The organism is Streptomyces sp. NPDC127190, assembly GCF_042672505.1.
Classification (GTDB): domain Bacteria; phylum Actinomycetota; class Actinomycetes; order Streptomycetales; family Streptomycetaceae; genus Streptomyces.
On record NZ_JBHXVE010000041.1, the window covers coordinates 1 to 17,433 of the forward strand.

At 72.4% G+C, this 17,433-nt stretch carries 16 protein-coding genes; 15 read left to right on the forward strand and 1 reads right to left on the reverse strand.

The features are described from left to right. Window positions 1–864 (forward strand): biotin/lipoyl-containing protein (locus ACFVIU_RS36590; protein WP_385847934.1); only part of this gene is annotated, 864 nt, incomplete at its 5' end. A gap of 81 nt (window positions 865–945) precedes the next feature. On the opposite strand, the gene ACFVIU_RS36595 is transcribed toward ACFVIU_RS36590, so the two are convergent. Continuing rightward, entirely contained in the window at window positions 946–1,869 is a 924-nt protein-coding gene (locus tag ACFVIU_RS36595; RefSeq protein WP_385847935.1) for a hypothetical protein, read from the reverse strand. A 422-nt stretch (window positions 1,870–2,291) separates the two neighbouring features. Here ACFVIU_RS36595 and ACFVIU_RS36600 point away from each other — a divergent pair, with 422 nt between their 5' ends. From ACFVIU_RS36600 to ACFVIU_RS36665, 14 genes are all read left to right on the forward strand, one after another. After that, the gene (locus tag ACFVIU_RS36600; RefSeq protein WP_385847936.1) at window positions 2,292–2,873 is read left to right on the forward strand and encodes an NADPH-dependent FMN reductase; all 582 of its coding nucleotides are present in this window, start codon (window positions 2,292–2,294) and stop codon (window positions 2,871–2,873) included. Continuing rightward, window positions 2,870–4,291, forward strand: coding sequence for a DHA2 family efflux MFS transporter permease subunit (locus tag ACFVIU_RS36605; RefSeq protein ID WP_385847937.1), 1,422 nt, complete (start codon window positions 2,870–2,872; stop codon window positions 4,289–4,291). The genes ACFVIU_RS36600 and ACFVIU_RS36605 overlap by 4 nt, the downstream gene beginning before the upstream one ends. Before the next feature lie 22 nt (window positions 4,292–4,313). Then, on the forward strand, window positions 4,314–5,909 hold the full coding sequence (locus ACFVIU_RS36610; protein ID WP_385847938.1) for an NAD(P)/FAD-dependent oxidoreductase: 1,596 nt from the start codon (window positions 4,314–4,316) through the stop codon (window positions 5,907–5,909). Between the two features lie 55 nt (window positions 5,910–5,964). Continuing rightward, window positions 5,965–7,302, forward strand: coding sequence for a cation:proton antiporter (locus tag ACFVIU_RS36615; RefSeq protein WP_385847939.1), 1,338 nt, complete (start codon window positions 5,965–5,967; stop codon window positions 7,300–7,302). After that, window positions 7,292–8,761, forward strand: a complete 1,470-nt coding sequence (locus ACFVIU_RS36620) for an FAD-dependent monooxygenase (RefSeq protein ID WP_385847940.1) — start codon at window positions 7,292–7,294, stop codon at window positions 8,759–8,761. Before ACFVIU_RS36615 ends, ACFVIU_RS36620 begins: the two co-directional genes overlap by 11 nt. Before the next feature lie 44 nt (window positions 8,762–8,805). Then, window positions 8,806–9,168, forward strand: a complete 363-nt coding sequence (locus ACFVIU_RS36625) for a hypothetical protein (protein WP_385847941.1) — start codon at window positions 8,806–8,808, stop codon at window positions 9,166–9,168. Further along, on the forward strand, window positions 9,165–10,553 hold the full coding sequence (locus ACFVIU_RS36630; protein WP_385847942.1) for an MFS transporter: 1,389 nt from the start codon (window positions 9,165–9,167) through the stop codon (window positions 10,551–10,553). The genes ACFVIU_RS36625 and ACFVIU_RS36630 overlap by 4 nt, the downstream gene beginning before the upstream one ends. Before the next feature lie 150 nt (window positions 10,554–10,703). Continuing rightward, on the forward strand, window positions 10,704–11,774 hold the full coding sequence (locus ACFVIU_RS36635) for an acyl-CoA dehydrogenase family protein (protein WP_385847943.1): 1,071 nt from the start codon (window positions 10,704–10,706) through the stop codon (window positions 11,772–11,774). Between the two features lie 42 nt (window positions 11,775–11,816). After that, window positions 11,817–12,413 carry an NADPH-dependent FMN reductase gene (locus tag ACFVIU_RS36640; protein ID WP_385847944.1) on the forward strand — a complete coding sequence of 199 codons (597 nt, stop codon included), beginning with the start codon at window positions 11,817–11,819 and terminating at the stop codon, window positions 12,411–12,413. 27 nt (window positions 12,414–12,440) lie between these two features. Further along, window positions 12,441–13,733 (forward strand): activator-dependent family glycosyltransferase, encoded by a 1,293-nt coding sequence (locus tag ACFVIU_RS36645; RefSeq protein WP_385847945.1) that lies wholly within the window; start codon window positions 12,441–12,443, stop codon window positions 13,731–13,733. A gap of 24 nt (window positions 13,734–13,757) precedes the next feature. Further along, window positions 13,758–14,417 (forward strand): TetR/AcrR family transcriptional regulator, encoded by a 660-nt coding sequence (locus ACFVIU_RS36650; RefSeq protein ID WP_385847946.1) that lies wholly within the window; start codon window positions 13,758–13,760, stop codon window positions 14,415–14,417. Between the two features lie 27 nt (window positions 14,418–14,444). Next, a complete protein-coding gene (locus ACFVIU_RS36655; RefSeq protein ID WP_385847947.1) occupies window positions 14,445–14,774 on the forward strand; it encodes a TcmI family type II polyketide cyclase in 330 nt (109 codons plus the stop codon). Window positions 14,775–14,811: 37 nt separating this feature from the next. Next, the gene (locus ACFVIU_RS36660) at window positions 14,812–16,080 is read left to right on the forward strand and encodes a beta-ketoacyl-[acyl-carrier-protein] synthase family protein (protein ID WP_385847948.1); all 1,269 of its coding nucleotides are present in this window, start codon (window positions 14,812–14,814) and stop codon (window positions 16,078–16,080) included. Then, window positions 16,077–17,294 carry a ketosynthase chain-length factor gene (locus ACFVIU_RS36665; RefSeq protein WP_385847949.1) on the forward strand — a complete coding sequence of 406 codons (1,218 nt, stop codon included), beginning with the start codon at window positions 16,077–16,079 and terminating at the stop codon, window positions 17,292–17,294. The genes ACFVIU_RS36660 and ACFVIU_RS36665 overlap by 4 nt, the downstream gene beginning before the upstream one ends. The last annotated feature ends 139 nt before the right edge of the window (window positions 17,295–17,433 follow it).

Sequence of the window (17,433 nt, forward strand, 5' to 3'; positions counted from 1 at the left end):
GGGATCGACCTGGTGCGGGAGATGTTCCGGATCGCCGACGGTGAGGAACTCGGCTACGGCGACCCCGAACTGCGCGGCCATTCCTTCGAGTTCCGCATCAACGGCGAGGACCCGGGCCGTAACTTCCTGCCCGCCCCCGGCACCGTCACCGTCTTCGACGCACCTTCCGGGCCCGGTGTCCGGCTGGACGCGGGCGTGGAGGCCGGCAGCGTGATCGGCCCGGCCTGGGACTCCCTGCTGGCCAAGCTGATCGTCACCGGCCGCACCCGCAAGGAAGCCCTCCAGCGCGCCGCCCGCGCCCTGGAGGAGTTCAAGGTCGAGGGCATGGCCACCGCCATCCCCTTCCACCGCGCGGTCGTCAAGGACCCCGCCTTCGCCCCCGAGCTGACCGGCTCGGCCGACCCGTTCACCGTGCACACGCGGTGGATCGAGACCGAGTTCGTCAACGAGATCAAGCCCTTCGCCGCCCCGGCCGATGCCGAGGCCGAGGAGGAGACCGGCCGGGAGACGGTCGTGGTCGAGGTCGGCGGCAAGCGCCTGGAGGTCTCCCTGCCGTCCTCGCTGGGCATGTCGCTGGCCCGCACCGGTCTCGCGGCCGGTGCCAAGCCCAAGCGGCGGGCCGCGAAGAAGTCCGGCCCCGTCGCCTCCGGTGACACCCTCGCCTCCCCGATGCAGGGCACCATCGTCAAGGTCGCCGTCGAGGAAGGCCAGGAAGTCAAGGAAGGCGACCTGATCGTCGTCCTGGAAGCCATGAAGATGGAACAGCCCCTCAACGCGCACAAGGCCGGCACCATCAAGGGCCTGTCCGCGGAGATCGGCGCCTCCATCACCTCCGGCGCCGCGATCTGCGAGATCAAGGACTGAGCAAAAGGACCACACAATAAGGCCCATATAAACGAGGAGGCCCCCCGGTGGCTACCGGGGGGCCATTCGCCGTGCCACGTCCTAGACGCGGCCGCTCAGCGTCCGTTCCACGTCCTGGCTGTGGTAGTAGGTGCGGCCCTGGCCGCTGCGGCGGCGCCACTTGGACTGGCTCGCGTGCCGGTAGACGCTGCCCGTCGGGATGCCCCACAGGCCGGAGACATCGGCCGCGGTCATCCAGCGCACGGCGCCCGCGGAGGGGGCCTCGGCGGCGACCTCGGGGGCGTGGGCGCGGGGGGTGCCGGCGGTCGCCGCCCCCCGCAGGCGGCGGCTGAGCTGGAGCCACTCATGGCCGTGCCAGCGGTGGGCGGGGCTGTGGCTGCACCGGATCACGGCCGGGATCCGGGGCGCCTGCGGCCGTACGACGGCGGTCAGCTTGCCGGGGCAGTCCTGCTCCACGCAGGCGCCGATCAGCAGCTGCTGGCGCACCTCGGGGTCCACCACCTGGCGGGCGCGGCGGACCAGCCGGGCGATCTCGCAGGAGAACTCGCCCGCGGCCGCGTGCCCGGCGAGCCAGTCGAGGTTCCGGCCGAGGAAGACGGCGAGCGGCAGCACGGCCCGGCGGGGTGCCGGGCGGGCGCCCCGCTCCGCGACCACGGCGCCCGCCCAGGAGCCGAGCACGCCGAGGATCTCGGTGCGCACCTCGGCCGCCTGGTGGTTGAAGGCGGCGCTGGGCAGCGGGCCGCCGGAGGTCTTGGGCCGGGTCGGGTCGGGGTTGCCGCCGTCGAGTCGCCGGCCGCAGGCCTCGTGCAGCGCGGGCAGCCGGGACAGGTCCCGGGAGAGCCGTTGCAGACAGACCTGGCACAGCCGACGGCCGCCGGACAGCAGCCGGCCGGACTCGCCCGCGGCGCGGCGCCCCGTGCACTCGGCGCCCGGGCAGATGTCGACGGCGACGGCCGTACAGCCGTCCCCGGGTATAGGCGGTACAGGCGAAATCGGTGCGTTCATCACTCGCATCCCCCACTCGTGATTCTCCACAGGGTGTGGAAGCTAGTTCGGCGACTGGCCGGAAAGCAATGCAGTATGGGGTTTCCGGATTTTGTTGACATTGCCTGACGGTTATTTGACATGCGGGCCATTGACTTCCGGGGTCCCGGCGAAGAGGCTGTTGCGTAGATTCGGAGAAGTGGCCGCAGCGGCCGTTGACCCCCATTCACCTGGGGTTCCGGCTTGACTTGACGTTTCTCTGTAGGTCGCCTGACGGTCCCTTTTCATTTCTGAGGATCCCTTGACGAACTGGTCGCGATCCTTGAATTCAGGGCATTGAAATGCGGCTGAGGCGGCGAAGAAGATAGTGCCTAAGGTCGCCGAAGTGTCGGTCAGCGCGGCCCGATCAGTTTTTCCGGATCAGACTGGAGAAGGCAGAACACATGACCAAGATCGCAGTTATTCTGGGCAGCACGCGCCCGGGTCGCAGGGGCCAGATGGTGGCGGAGTGGGTGGCCAAGTCCGGCGCCGAGCAGCTGCCGGACGCGGTCTTCGACGTCCTCGACCTGGCGGACTTCGACCTCCCGATCCTGGACGAGCCGCAGCCGCCGGCGTTCGGCCAGTACAGCAAGGACCACACCCGCAAGTGGGCCGACGCCATCACGTCGTACGACGGCTTCGTGTTCGTCACCCCGGAGTACAACCGCTCGATCCCGGGTGTGCTCAAGAACGCGCTCGACTACATCTACGCCGAGTGGAACAACAAGGCGGCCGGCTTCGTGGGCTACGGCCTCCAGGGCGGCGCCCGCGCGATCGAGCACCTGCGGCTCATCCTCTCCGAGCTGAAGGTGGCCACCGTGCGCTCGCAGGTCGGGCTGTCCCTGTTCGGGGACTTCACGATCAGCAACCCGGCCGAGCCGGGCGAGTTCACCCCCGGCCCGCACCAGGCCCAGACGCTCGCCACCATGCTCGGTGAGGTCGTCGAGTGGGCGCAGGCGCTCGAGCCGCTGCGCAAGGACGCGTGAGCCGGGTAGAGGCCAAGCCCGCAGAAACCGACGCGATCACCCCGGCGATCTGGCGACTCGCCGGGGTGATCGCGCTCGGCGCGTTCGCGGGAGGCCTGGACACCTCGCTCATCAACATCGCGCTGGAGACGATCCAGAAGCAGTTCCACACCGGTATCGGGACCGCCCAGTGGATCGCCAGCGGCTATCTGCTGGCGCTCGCCGTGTCCCTGCCGGTGTGTGCCTGGCTCGGCCGGCGGGTCGGTGCGGGCCGGCTGTATCTGTGGGCGCTGGCCGCCTTCACGGTCATCTCGGCGCTGTGCGGACTGGCGCCGAACATCGAGTCGCTGATCGTGCTCCGCGTCTTCCAGGGGCTGACCGCGGGCCTGCTGGTGCCGACCGGTCAGACGATCCTCGGCCAGGCCGTCGGCCCCGGCCGGCTCGGCCGGGTGATGGCCCGGCTCGGTATCGCCGTCACCCTCGCCCCGGCGCTCGGTCCCACGCTCGGCGGCCTGATGCTGCACAACCTGTCCTGGCGCTGGCTGTTCCTGATCAACGTGCCGCTCGGCATCATCGCCATCGCCCTCGGCCGGCGCTATCTGCCGCGCGAGAAGGGCGCGTCGACCACACCGCTGGACTGGGCCGGCTACGGCTATGTCGGCGTGGGTCTGCCGCTGGTCGTGTACTCGCTGACCACCTGGGGCGAGCTGGGCCGCCCGGACGGCGTCCGGGTCCTGCTGCCGCTGGTCATCGGTGTGCTCGGGCTGGCGGTGTTCGTCCGGCACGCGGCCCGCCGCGAGTCCCCGCTGCTCGACATGGGGCTGTTCCGCAACCCCGGCTATGTCGCGGCGTGCGCGGGCTTCGCGTTCAACGGCGCGATGAGCTTCGGCAGCGCGCTGCTGTTCCCGCTCTACTTCCAGCTGCTGCACACCGACGGCGTGGTGGCGACCGGCCTCCAGATGCTGCCGCTGGGGCTCGGCACCGCGCTCACCCTCCCGCTCAGCGGGCGGCTCACCGACAAGTACACCGGCGGCCCGGTCGCGGTGGCCGGCGCGAGCCTGACCGCCCTGGTCACCGCCGCGTTCGCGCTGGCCGACAGCCCGGGCAAGGTGTTCGTCCAGGTCCTGCTGTTCGGGCTGGGCATGGGCACCGGACTGGCCAGCACGCCGATGATGGTCGCCGCGTTCGGCATCGTCCCCCGGGACCGGCTGCCCGACGCCACCGCACAGATCAACATCCTGGTCCGCCTCGGCGGAGCACTGGGCGCCGCGCTGTTCTCGGTGATCGTCGCCCGCGGCCTGTCCTCCGGACCCGAGCACGCCTTCCACACCGCCCTGTGGTGGCAGTTCGGCACGGCCGTCGCCACCCTGCTCGGCACGCTCGGCCTGTGGTGGGCCCTGCGGAAGAACCCGGCACCCACAGCCCATCCTCATCACTGAACTAGGAAGGCCTGAACTGAACATGGATGAGACCGTTTACGACGTGGCCATCCTCGGCTCGGGCATGGCCGGCGGCATGCTCGGGGCCGTGCTCGCCCGCAACGGCGTCAAGGTCCTGCTGATCGACGCCGGGGTGCACCCCCGGTTCGCGGTCGGCGAGTCCACGATCCCCTACACCTCCGTGCTCACGAAGATCATCGCGGAGCGCTACTCGGTGCCCGAGATCGAGCCGATGGCGAGCCACCAGGGGATCGTGGAGAAGATCTCCCCGATGTGCGGCAAGAAGGCCAACTTCGGCTTCGTGTACCACCGCGAGGGCCGGCCGCACGACCCCGAGCAGATCAACCAGATGGTGATCCCGGCCTGGCAGCGCACCGAGAGCCACCTGTTCCGCCAGGACGTCGACGCCTACCTGTTCCACGTCGCGGTCTCCTACGGCGTGGAGCCGCTCAGCGGCACCCGGATCCAGGACATCGACATCGACCCGGCCACCGGCGTCACCCTGCGTTCGGACAAGGGCGCGGAGTTCCGCGCCAAGTACCTGGTGGACGGCAGCGGCTTCCGCTCGCCGGTCGCCGACAAGTTCGGGCTGCGGGACGTCCCGACCCGCGCCCGGCACCACTCGCGCAGCATGTTCACGCACATGGTCGGGGTCACGCCGTTCGACGACGCCGAGGCCGCCCGCGACCACAAGCACCGCAGCCCGTGGCACGAGGGCACGCTGCACCACGTCTTCGACGGCGGCTGGCTGTGGGTCATCCCGTTCGACAACGAGGAGGACTCGCTCAACCCGCTGTGCAGCGTGGGCCTCACCCTGGACGAGCGGGTCTTCCCCAAGACGGACGCCACCGCCCAGGAGGAGTTCGACGACTTCCTGCGCCGCTACCCGGAGATCGCCGAGCAGTTCCGCGGCGCCAAGGCGGTCCGTCCGTGGGTCAGCACCGGCCGGCTCCAGTACTCCGCGCACGACACGGTCGGCGACCGCTTCTGCCTCACCTCGCACGCCGCCGGGTTCATCGACGCGCTGTACTCGCGCGGCCTGACCAACACCCTGGAGGTCGTCAACGCGCTCGCCTGGCGGCTGATCGAGGCGACCAAGGACGACGACTGGTCGACCGAGCGGTTCGCCTTCATCGACCGGCTCCAGCAGGGCCTGTTCGACGTCCACGACGACGTGGTCTACAGCTCCTTCGTCGGCTTCCGCCACTATGACCTGTGGAACGCGGTGCTCCGAGTCTGGGAGGCCACCACGGTGATGCCCACGGTCACCCTGGAGCAGGCCTTCCGGCGCTTCCAGGAGACCCAGGACGACCAGGTCTTCCGGGACCTGGAGCAGCGGCAGCACCCCGGTCTGCCCGACCCGGTCGGCCAGGACATCCACGAGCTGCTGACCTTCGCCCGCCAGACCTGCCAGGCCGTCGAGGCCGGCGAGGTGGACCCGGCGGACGCCGCCGCGGCCATCTTCGCCCGGATCGCCGAGTCGCCCTGCCTGCCCGAGCCGTTCGACCGGGGCAACCCCGACATCAAGTGCTTCGAGGCCACCCCGGAGCTGGTCGCCGCCGCCCAGGAATGGGGCCGTACCCGGGCCCCCGAGCACGTCGGCCGGATCTTCCGATGACACGCGCTCCCGTGACGACGCCCGCCCGGGACGCCGAGACCCGAGGAGTCCCCCCATGCCTCCGATAGATCTGCTGTTCCTGGACATTGTCGTCATCCTGGCCGCCGCCCGAGTCTTCGGTGCGGCGGCCGTCGCGTTGCGGCAGCCCCGCGTGCTCGGGGAGATCGCGGCCGGGATCGCCCTCGGCCCGACCCTCCTCGGCCACCTGGGCGGCGGCGGGCTCTTTCCCGCCACCGTGCTGCCGCCGCTGAAGACGCTGGCCGCCGTCGGCCTGGTCCTGTTCATGTTCGTGGTCGGGATGGAGCTGGACCAGCGGCTCATCCGGGGCCGCGGCCGGGTGGTCACGGGGGTGGCGGTCGGCGCCACCCTGGTGCCGCTCGTCCTCGGCTGCTCCTACGCCTTCTGGCTCGCCCCCCGCTACGCCGTCGGCGGCCATCTGCCCTTCGTGCTGTTCTTCGGGGTGTCGGTGTCCGCCACCGCGTTCCCGGTGCTGGCCCGCATCATCACCGAACGCGGCATGCAGAAGACGCTGATCGGCGGGATCGCCCTCGCCTGCGCCGCGGTCATCGACATCGTGGCGTACGGCCTGCTCGGTCTGGCGGTGGCCCTCAACTCCGCCTCCGGGCACCAGGCCTGGCGGCTGCTGCTGGTACCGGTCTACCTGCTGGTGATGTTCGGCCTGGTACGGCCGCTGCTGCGCCGGGTGACCGAGGCCGCCGAACCGCTGCCGTACCTGCTGATCGGACTGTTCGCCTCGGCCTGGGTCACCGAGTGGCTGCAAGTGCACTACATCTTCGGGGCGTTCGTGTTCGGCGCGGTCATGCCGCGCTCCGAGGCGCTGCTCACGCGGCTCACCGAGCGGCTGGAACCGGCCGTCCACCTGATGCTGCCCGTGTTCTTCGCGGTGACCGGGCTGACCGTCGACCTCACCGGGCTGCGCCCGGCGCAGCTCGGCGTCCTCGCCGCCGTACTGGCGATCGCCGTGTTCGGCAAGCTCGGCGGCGGCTATGCCGCGGCCCGGCTGTCCGGCATCCCGCACCGCGGCTCCGCGGTGGTGGCGACGCTGGTCAACGCCCGTGGACTGACCGAGCTGGTGATCCTCTCGGTGGGTCTGGAGCAGGGCCTGCTCGATGTGCGGCTCTACGCGATGCTCCTGGTCATGGCCCTGGTGACCACCGCGATGACCGGGCCGCTGCTCGGCTGGAGCTACCCGGCCGACCAGCTGCGCGAGGACCTCGCGGCGGCGGACCGGGAGCGGCAGGGCGCGGTGGACGGGGCCCGGCGGACCGCCCCCGGCGCCGGCGCCGCCACGGCGGCCCGCCCGGCCGGCACGGCCGCCGCGCCCGGCCCCCGATCTTCCGACGAATCCTTTGGAGGCACTGATGGACGCTGACGTCATCGTCGTGGGAGCCGGGCCTGCGGGCCTGATGCTCGCCGGCGAACTGCGACTGGCCGGAGTCGACACGATCGTGGTCGAACGGCTGCCGGAGCGCACCGGCGAATCGCGCGGACTGGGCTTCACCGCCCGCACGATGGAGGTGTTCGACCAGCGCGGACTGCTGTCCCGCTTCCCGGACATCACCACCAGCAACGTCGGCCACTTCGGCGGACTGCCGGTGGACTTCGCCGTCCTCCAGGGCGCGCACCAGGCCGCCAAGTCGGTGCCCCAGTCGGAGACCGAGGCGGTGCTGGAGTCCTGGGTGACGCAGCTCGGCGCGGACCTGCGCCGCAGCCATGAGCTGGTCTCCCTCACCGACGGCCCCGACGCCGTGGAGGTCGAGGTCAAGGGCCCGGACGGCGCCCAGACGCTGCGCGCCCGCTACCTGGTCGGCTGCGACGGCGGCCGCTCCACCGTGCGCAAGGCGGCCGGCTTCGACTTCCCCGGCACCGCGGCGACCCTGGAGATGTTCCTCGCCGACGTCAAGGGCCTGGACCTGGAACCGTCGATGATCGGGACGACGTACCCCGGCGGCATGGTCATGGTCGGCCCGCTGCCCGGCGGCATCACCCGGCTGATCCTGTGCGAGCGGGGCACCCCGCCGAAGCGCCGCACCACCCCGCCCGGGTACGACGAGGTGGTGGCCGGCTGGAAGCGGGTCACCGGACAGGACATCTCGCACGGCGAGGCGGTGTGGGTCAGCTCCTTCGGCGACGCCACCCGGCAGGCCACCGAGTACCGGCGCGGCCGGGTCTTCCTCGCCGGCGACGCCGCGCACATCCATCTGCCGGCCGGCGGCCAGGGCATGAACACCAGCATCCAGGACGCCGTGAACCTCGGCTGGAAGCTGGCGGCCGTGGTCCGCGGCAAGGCCCCGGAGTCGCTGCTGGACACCTACCACGACGAGCGCCACCCGGTCGGCAAGCGCCTGCTGATGAACACCCAGGCGCAGGGGCTGCTGTTCCTCAGCGGCTCCGAGGTGCAGCCGCTGCGCGATGTGCTGACCGAGCTGATCCAGTACCCGGAGGTCAGCCGCCACCTCGCCGCCATGGTCAGCGGCCTGGAGATCCGGTACGACCTCGACGGCGGCCGGCACCCGCTGCTGGGCCGCCGGATGCCCCGCCTGGAGCTGGCCGGCGAGAACGTCCGCACCAGCAGCACCGAGCTGCTGCACACCGGCCGCGGTGTGCTGCTCGACCTGACCGACAACGCGGTCCTGCGGGGCCGGGCGGCCGGCTGGACCGACCGGGTCGACGTGGTGACGGCCGAGCCGCAGGACCTCGGCGAGGACAGCCCGCTCGTGGGCACCACCGCCGTCCTGGTCCGCCCCGACGGCTATGTCGCCTGGGCCGCGCCCGGCAGCCACAGCGACCTGCCGATGGCGCTGGAGCGGTGGTTCGGCCCGGCGCGCTGAGCCGGACGACGGCGCGAGCCGTGATCAGACGAGGAGAGTCCCCCATGCCGCAGCCCGCCCTGCGCGAGGTCGCACACGAGATCACCGTTTCGGCACCGGCCGCCACGGTCCACCGGCTGTGCCTGCCGCACCGGACGATCGCGCTCCGGCAGATCGCCCCGCCCGCGCCGCTGACGCTGCGCACCGACGTGTGGACCTTCGAGGAGCAGGGAGCGGGCGTGACCGCCTCGGTCCGGCACACCGTCGTGCTGGACCCCGAGGCCGTCACCGGGGCGTACGGCCCGCACGCCACGCTCGCCGACGCCGCCGAGCACATCCGGGCCGGCGTCACCGCGGAGAGCCGGGCGCTGCTGCGGTACGCCAAGGCGTGCACGGAGCTCCGCACGGCCGGGGCGGTGCGGTCATGAACGGGACCACGGAGGTGCGCCGGCGCGGGCTGCTGGCGGTGCTCGCGGGCAACATGCTCATCGACGCGCTGGAGGTGTCCACGCTGGTCGTGGCCATGCCGTCGATCGCGCGGGAGCTGCATCTCGGGCTCACCGCGGTGCAGTGGACGATGAGCGCGTTCGCGCTCGGCTTCGGCGGGCTGCTGCTGTTCGGCACCCGGCTGGTCGAGCTGCTCGGGCGGCGCCGGGTCTATCTGGCCGGGCTGCTGCTGTTCGCCCTCGCCTCACTGGCCGCCGGGATCGCGACCGACCCGGCGCTGCTGGCGGCCACCCGGTTCGTCAAGGGCTTCTGCGTCGCGCTCACCGCGCCGACCGGGCTGGCGATCATCAGCACCTCCTTCGAGGAGGGGCCGGTGCGCGACCGGGCCGTGTCGGTCTACGCCTTCTTCGGGGCCATCGGGTTCACCGCGGGCCTGGTGCTGTCCGGCGTCCTCACCACGGTGAGCTGGCGCTGGGCGGTGGTCTTCCCGGCACCGGCCGTGCTGGTGCTGTTCGTCCTCGGACTGCGCCTCATCCCCGCCGGGCGGCCCGCCCCGGGCCCGCGGTCCTTCGACGCGGCGGGTGCGGTGACCTTCGCCGGGGCACTGAGCGCGCTGGTCGGGGCGATCGTCGCGACCGGCCCGGCGTGGCGCGGAGCCGCGCTCGTCGTGTTCGCGGTGCTGCTCGGCTCGTTCCTCGCCGTGGAGCGTCGGGCGGCCCGGCCGCTGCTGCGGATGGCCGCGGTGGCGAACGGGCCGCTGATCCGGTCCGCGCTGTGCGGTGCCGCGTTCAACGGTGCCTATCTGGGGCTGCTGTTCCTCGTCACCTTCCAGCTCCAGGACGGCCACCACTGGTCGCCGCTGCGGACCGCGCTCGCGTTCCTTCCGGCGAGCGTGCCGCTGGCGCTGACCTCGCTGTCGGCGGGGCGGATGGTGCGCCGGTTCGGCGGACCCCGGCTGATCGTGGCCGGCACGCTGCTCGCGTTCCTCGGCTATCTGGTCTACCCGCGCGGGCGGCTGCCCGGCGGATACGCCGTCGACGTGCTGCCCACGCTGCTGCTCGTCGGGGCCGGTTTCGTGCTGGCGTTCGCCGCCCTGAACATGCAGGCCGCCTCCGGGGTGCCGGCCGAGCGGCGGCCGATGGCCGGCGCCGCGTTCCAGACCGCGGTCCAGACCGGCGCCGCGGTCGCCGTCTCCACGGTCGCCGTCCTCGCCGCCCGCTCCGGGGTCACCTCCGGCAGCGCCCTGCTCTTCGTCCTCGCGCTGTCGGCCCTCGGCCTGCTCACCGCGCTCACCGGTGTGCTGCCGCGCCCCGGGGTGCTGCGCGCCCGGGTGTCCGAGGCCGGGGGGTACGAGGCCGATGCCTGACCCGACGTGCGCCGCGGGCCGTCGTCCGTGCCGCCCGCTCCGGGGTGACGTCCGGCACCACCCCGTGGTCCGTCCCCGCGCTCACCGGTGTGCTGCCGCGCCCCGCTGTACTCCGCACTCCCGTATCCGATCTCCGGAGGTACGAGCCCGATGCCTGATCTGACCGGCCTGCTCTCCGCGGCCCGCACCGCCGCCGAGGTCGCCGCCCGCCACGCGGCCGCCGCCGACACCGACCGCCGGCTCGCCGACGACGTGGTGGAGGCCCTGCTGAACGCCGGGTTCGCCCGCCGTTTCGTGCCCGAGCACCTGGGCGGCGCGCCCGTCGGCTTCACCGAGCTGATGGAGTCCGTGGCCGCCGTCGCCGAGGGCTGCGCCTCCGCCGGCTGGGTCGCCTCGCTGATGGCGCAGGGCGCCCGTATCTCCGGCTATCTGCCCGCCGAGGGCCAGGCCGAGGTGTGGGCGAAGGGCGCCGACACCCTGGTGGTCGTCGGGTTCGTCTCGCAGGGCCGGGTGCGCGAGGTGGACGGCGGCTGGGTGCTCTCGGGCACCTGGCCCTATGTCAGCGGGATCGAGTTCTCGCAGTGGGCGCTGGTGCTGGCCGACGCCGACGACGGCCCGCGCTTCTTCGCCGTACCCCGGTCGGAGTACGACTACGACACCTCGTGGTTCACGCTCGGCATGCGGGCCACCGGCAGCCACGCGCTGGCCCTGGACGAGGTCTTCGTCCCGGCCCACCGCTCCTTCCCACGGGACGAGATGTTCCTGGGCAGGCCCTCGGTGTCCCGCGAACCGTTCCACACCGCCCCGCTGTTCGCCGTGAACGGGCTGACCTTCGGCGCCCCGATCCTCGGCGCGGCCCGCGGTGCCCTCGCGGTCGCCGGTGCCGCGCTGCCGCCGCGGGATGCCGCCCGGCTCGGCTACGCACGGGCGGCGGGCGAGATCGAGGCGGCGACCCTGCTGCTCACCCAGGTCGCCGACCGCGCCGACCAGGGCCGGTACGGCGACGCCGAGCTGCGGGCCGCGTCCCGGGACAGCGCCCTCGCCGTGGACCTGCTGGCCGTCGCGGTGGACCGGCTGTTCGCCGAGTCCGGCACCCGCGGCCAGCGCGAGACCCAGCCGCTCAACCGGATCTGGCGCGATGTGCGCGCCGCCGCCGGCCACGGGGCGCTGCGCTTCGAGCCGGCCGCGATGCGGTTCACCGAACCGCTGGTCAGCGCCTGACGCCCGCACCGCCCACTCGACGAAAGACGAAAGGTGTCGCTCATGTCCGTCCCGAGCCCCCACAAGCTCCGCCTGGCGGTGCTCACCGTCTGCGGCAACGACAGCAGGTCCGGCCCGCTGGTCGCCGACTGGTTCGTCCACGAGGCCGAGCAGTACGACGGCTACGAGGTCGACGTGATCGACCTGGCCGCCGCCGAGCTGCCGGTACTGATCACCCGGCCGCCCACCGCGGAGGCACAGCTGCGGCTGGCGTCCGTCACCCCGCGGCTGGCCGCCGCCGACGCGTTCGTGATCATCACCCCCGAGTACAACCGCGCCTACCCGGCCGTGCTCAAGGGCGCCATCGACTGGCACGTGGCCGAGTGGCGGGCCAAGCCGATCGGCTTCGTCTCCTACGGCGGCCGCTCCGGCGGCCTGCGGGCGATCGAGCAGCTCCGGCTGGTCTTCGCCGAGTTGCACGCCGTCACCCTGCGCGACTCGGTCAACTTCATCGACGTATGGGACCAGTTCGGTCCCGACGGCCAGCCCAAGGACGGGCCCGGCTGCGCCGGCGCCGCCAAGGTCATGCTCGACCAGCTGCACTGGTGGGCGACCTCGCTGCGGGAAGCCCGGCTGAACCGTCCCTACCGGGCTGCCTGACCCCCTTTCACCGACGGAGACCCACCGATGCGCGTCCTGATCACGACCATGCCCGCGCCCACCCACCTCACCCCGAACGTGCCGCTCGCCTGGGCGCTGCACAACGCCGGGCACGAGGTGCGGGTGGCGAGCCACCCGAACATGGTCGAGCACATCCACTCGGCCGGGCTGACCGCCGTACCGGTCGGCCGCAACGTGAGCATCCCCGACGCCGTGCACGCCACCGCGGAGGACGAGCGGCTGGAGCGGATCACGGAGGCCCTCGGGCTCACCGAGGCCGAGGCCGACAAGCGCGGCCACATCCGCAACTTCGTGCTCGCCGCCTTCACCCTCTACTACTCGCAGGAGGCCGTGGGCGCCGGCGGCCAGGCCCTGGCCGACGACCTCATCGCCCACGCCCGCTCCTGGCAGCCCGACCTGGTGCTGTGGGACCCGCTGGTGCTGGCCTCGCCGATCGCGGCCCGCGAGGTGGGCGCCGCCCACGCCCGGGTGCTGTGGGGCCTGGACCGGATGGGCTGGCTGCGCAAACGATTCCTCGAGCAGCTCGCCGACCCGGCGTCCGGTCTCGACGAGGACCTGATCCGCCAGGTCATGCAGCCGACCCTCGACCGGATCGGGCACGAGTTCGACGAGGAGCTGCTGACCGGCCAGTGGACCGTCGACCTGATGCCGCCCCGGCTGGCCGAACCGCTCGGCCTGCGCACCATCCATCTGCGCCGGGTCCCCTACGCCGGACCGGCCACCGTGCCCGACTGGCTGAGCACCCCGCCCGAGCGCCCGCGCATCTGCCTGACCCTCGGCGCCAGCGGCCGCACCTTCTTCCAGGAGAACCACGGGGTGTCGATCGGCGGCCTGCTGGAGATGCTCGGCGAACTCGACGTCGAGGTCGTCGCCACCTTCAACTCCGTCCAGCTGGAGAAGGCCGGCAGCGTCCCCGCCAACGTCCGCACCGTCGACTACATCCCGCTCGGCCAGCTGCTGCCGACCTGCGCCGCGATCATCCACCACGGCGGCGGCGGCACCTACGCGGCCGCCGCCGCGCACAAGGTGCCGCAGATCGTCATCCCCAAGCACTTCGGCGACTTCCTCGACAACGCCCGGTACGTCGCCGAACGCGGCGCCGGTCTCTGCGTCGACCGCGCCACCACCATGGACGACCTGCGCAAGCAGATCCTCCAGGTCATCACCGAGCCGTCGTACCAGGACGGCGCCGCCGACCTGTACGAGGAGGCCCTCGGCACGCCGGGCCCCAACGAGATCGTCCCGGTGCTGGAGCGCCTCACCCGCGAAAACCGCTCCCGGACCGCCGGCCCCCGCTGATCACACCCGAAAGGAGCGCAGCCCATGGCTACGCCCGTAGCAACCCACCCACGTGCCCAGGCCGGTCCGGCGGAGGAGCGGCGCGCGGTCGTCGAGGCCGCCCGTGCCGTCTTCGCCCGCGACGGCTGGCTGCACACCTCCCTGGAGGACGTCGCGACCGCGGCCGGCCTGGACGCCGACGCCGTCGCCCACTACTTCAAGGACAAGGAGCAGCTGCTGCTGTCCGTGCTGCTGGACAGCGCCGCCTCCCTGTCCGCCGCGCTGACGGTGGTCGCCGAGAGCCACCTGGCCGAGATCACCGACCTCGAGCAGGACCTCGTCGCGCTCGGCCTGGACTGGCTGTCGCCGCTGGCCACCTACCCCGAGCACTTCGCCATCGTGCGGCACCTCCAGGCCGAGGCGGCCCGGGTGCCGGCCGGGGTGCTGGAGATGTGGCAGACCGCCGGTCCCCGGCAGGCGCAGCGCGAGCTGGCCCGCCGGCTGGAGCGCGTCGCCGAGCGCGGACTGCTCGACATCCCCGACGCCGACCACGCCGCAGGCCGGTTCGTCCAGCTCGTCGCGGGCGGCGTCGTCGGCCGCTCCTTCCACGGCGCCCTGCCGCTCGCCGAGTACGAGACCGAGCAGCTCGTCCGGGCCGGTGTCGCCGACTTCATCCATCTGTTCCGTCCCGGCGCGGACCGCTGACCCAAGTCATCACGGAAGAGAGAAGACATGCACAGCACCCTGATCGTGGCGCGCATGGACGTCGAGTCCAGCGTCCAGGTGGCCAAGCTGTTCGGCGAGTTCGACCGCACGGACATGCCGCACCGCATGGGCACCCGCCGCCGCCAGCTGTTCGCCTACAAGGGCCTGTACTTCCACTTGCAGGACTTCGACGCGGACAACGGCGGCGAGCTGATCGAGGACGCCAAGTCCGACCCGCGCTTCGTGCAGATCAGCCAGGACCTCAAGCCGTTCATCGAGGCCTACGACCCGGCGACCTGGCGGTCTCCGAAGGACGCCATGGCCACCCGCTTCTACGACTGGTCGGCCGCCGAGTGAGGCCGCCGACCACCAACCCGAAGGGAGGCCACGAACAGTGAGCCGTCGCGTTGTCATCACCGGGGTCGGCGTCCTGGCGCCGGGCGGCATCGGCGTCAAGAACTTCTGGAGCCTGCTCAGCGAAGGCCGTACCGCCACCCGCAGGATCAGCTTCTTCGACCCCTCGCAGTTCCGTTCCCAGGTCGCCGCCGAAGCCGACTTCGACCCCGAGCTGCACGGGCTCACCCCGCAGGAGATCCGCCGCATGGACCGGGCGGCCCAGTTCGGTGTGGTCGCCGCCCGCGAGGCCCTCCAGGACAGCGGCCTGGCCCTGTCCGGGTTCGACCCGCACCGCACCGGCGTCACCATCGGCAGCGCCGTCGGCGCCACCACCGGACTCGACGAGGAGTACCGGGTCGTCAGCGACGACGGCCGGCTGGACCTGGTCGACCACTCCTACGCCCCGCCGCACCTCTACAACTACTTCGTGCCCAGCTCCTTCTCGGCCGAGGTGGCCTGGGCGGTCGGCGCCGAGGGCCCGGCCACCGTGGTCTCCACCGGCTGCACCTCCGGTCTCGACTCCGTCGGCCACGCCGTGGAGCTGATCCGCGAGGGCAGCGCCGACGTCATGATCGCCGGTGCCACGGACGCCCCGATCTCGCCGATCACGATGGCGTGCTTCGACGCGATCAAGGCGACCACCCCGCGCAACGACGACCCCGAGCACGCCTCCCGCCCCTTCGACAACACCCGCAACGGGTTCGTCCTCGGCGAGGGCGCCGCCGTGTTCGTGCTGGAGGAGCTGGACTCCGCCCGCGCCCGCGGCGCGCACATCTACGCCGAGATCGCCGGCTACGCCTCCCGCTGCAACGCCTTCCACATGACGGGCCTGCGCCCCGACGGCCGCGAGATGGCCGAGGCGATCCGGGTCGCGCTGGCCGAGGCCCGGATGAACCCCGAGGCCATCGACTACATCAACGCCCATGGCTCGGGCACCAAGCAGAACGACCGGCACGAGACGGCCGCGTTCAAGCTCAGCCTCGGCGACCACGCGTACCGCACGCCGGTCAGCTCGATCAAGTCGATGGTCGGGCACTCGCTCGGCGCGATCGGCTCCATCGAGATCGCCGCGTCGGTGCTGGCCATGGAGAACAACGTGGTGCCGCCCACCGCGAACCTGCACACCCCCGACCCGGAGTGCGACCTCGACTACGTGCCGCGGGTCGCCCGCGACCACCGCACCGACGCGGTGCTCACCGTCGGCAGCGGCTTCGGCGGGTTCCAGAGCGCGATGGTGCTGGCCCGTCCCGAGAGGAGCGCGGCATGACCGCCAAGGCAGTGATCACGGGCATCGGCGTCGCCACCGCCAACGGCCTCGGCGTGGACGACTTCTGGGCCGCGACCCGCGTCGGCAAGAACGCCATCGGCCCCGTCACCCGCTTCGACGCGTCCTCGTACCCGGCGCGGCTGGCCGGTGAGATCAGCACCTTCGTCGCCGAGGACCACCTGCCCAGCCGGCTGCTGCCGCAGACCGACCGGATGACCCGGCTCGCGCTGGTCGCCGCGGACTGCGCCTTCGAGGACGCCGGGGTGCGGCCCGGGGACATCCCCGAGTTCGACATGGGCGTCGTCACCGCCTCCACCTCCGGCGGCTTCGAGTTCGGCCAGAACGAGCTGAAGAAGCTGTGGAGCCAGGGCAGCCAGTACGTGAGCGCGTACCAGTCGTTCGCCTGGTTCTACGCCGTCAACAGCGGCCAGATCTCCATCCGCAACGGGATGCGCGGCCCGAGCGGCGTCGTCGTCAGCGACCACGCCGGCGGCCTCGACGCCATCGCCCAGGCCCGGCGGCAGATCCGCAAGGGCAGCAAGCTGATCTTCTCCGGCGGCTTCGACGCCTCGATCTGCCCCTGGGGCTGGGTCGCGCAGATCGCCGGCGGCCGGCTGTCCACCCGGACCGACCCGGACCGCGCCTACCTGCCCTTCGACCAGGACGCCAGCGGCTATGTGCCCGGCGAGGGCGGCGCGCTGCTCATCCTGGAGGACGAGCGCACCGCCCGCGAGCGCGAGGCGCCCACGCTGTACGGCGAGATCGCCGGCTACGGCGCCACCTTCGACCCCCGCCCGGACAGCGGACGCGAGCCCGGACTGCGCCGCGCCATCGAGGTGGCCCTGGCGGACGCCAAGGTGGCGCCGGGCGACGTCGACGTCGTCTTCGCCGACGCGGCCGGCACACCCGAGCTGGACCGCGCCGAGGCCGAGGCGATCACCGCGGTCTTCGGCCCCGGGGGCGTCCCGGTCACCGCGCCCAAGACCATGATCGGCCGGCTCTACTCGGGCTCCGCCCCGGTGGACGTGGTCTCCGCGGTGCTGGCCATCCGCGAGGGCATCATCCCGCCCACCACCAACGTCGAGCTGTCGCCCGAGTACGACATCGACCTCGTCGTCGGCCAGGCCCGGCCCGCGTCCGTGTGCACGGCGCTCGTGCTCGCCCGCGGCTACGGCGGCTTCAACTCCGCCGTCGTGGTCCGCGAGGTCGGCTGACCGCCGGCCCCCTGATCTCCCCCATGCGCCCGTCGCCGTCCGGTGGCGGGCTTCGTCATGAGCACCGGTCATCAGCACCGGCCGTCGGCACCAGTCGTCGGCACCGGTGACCGGCACCATCCATCGGCGCGCCGCCCGG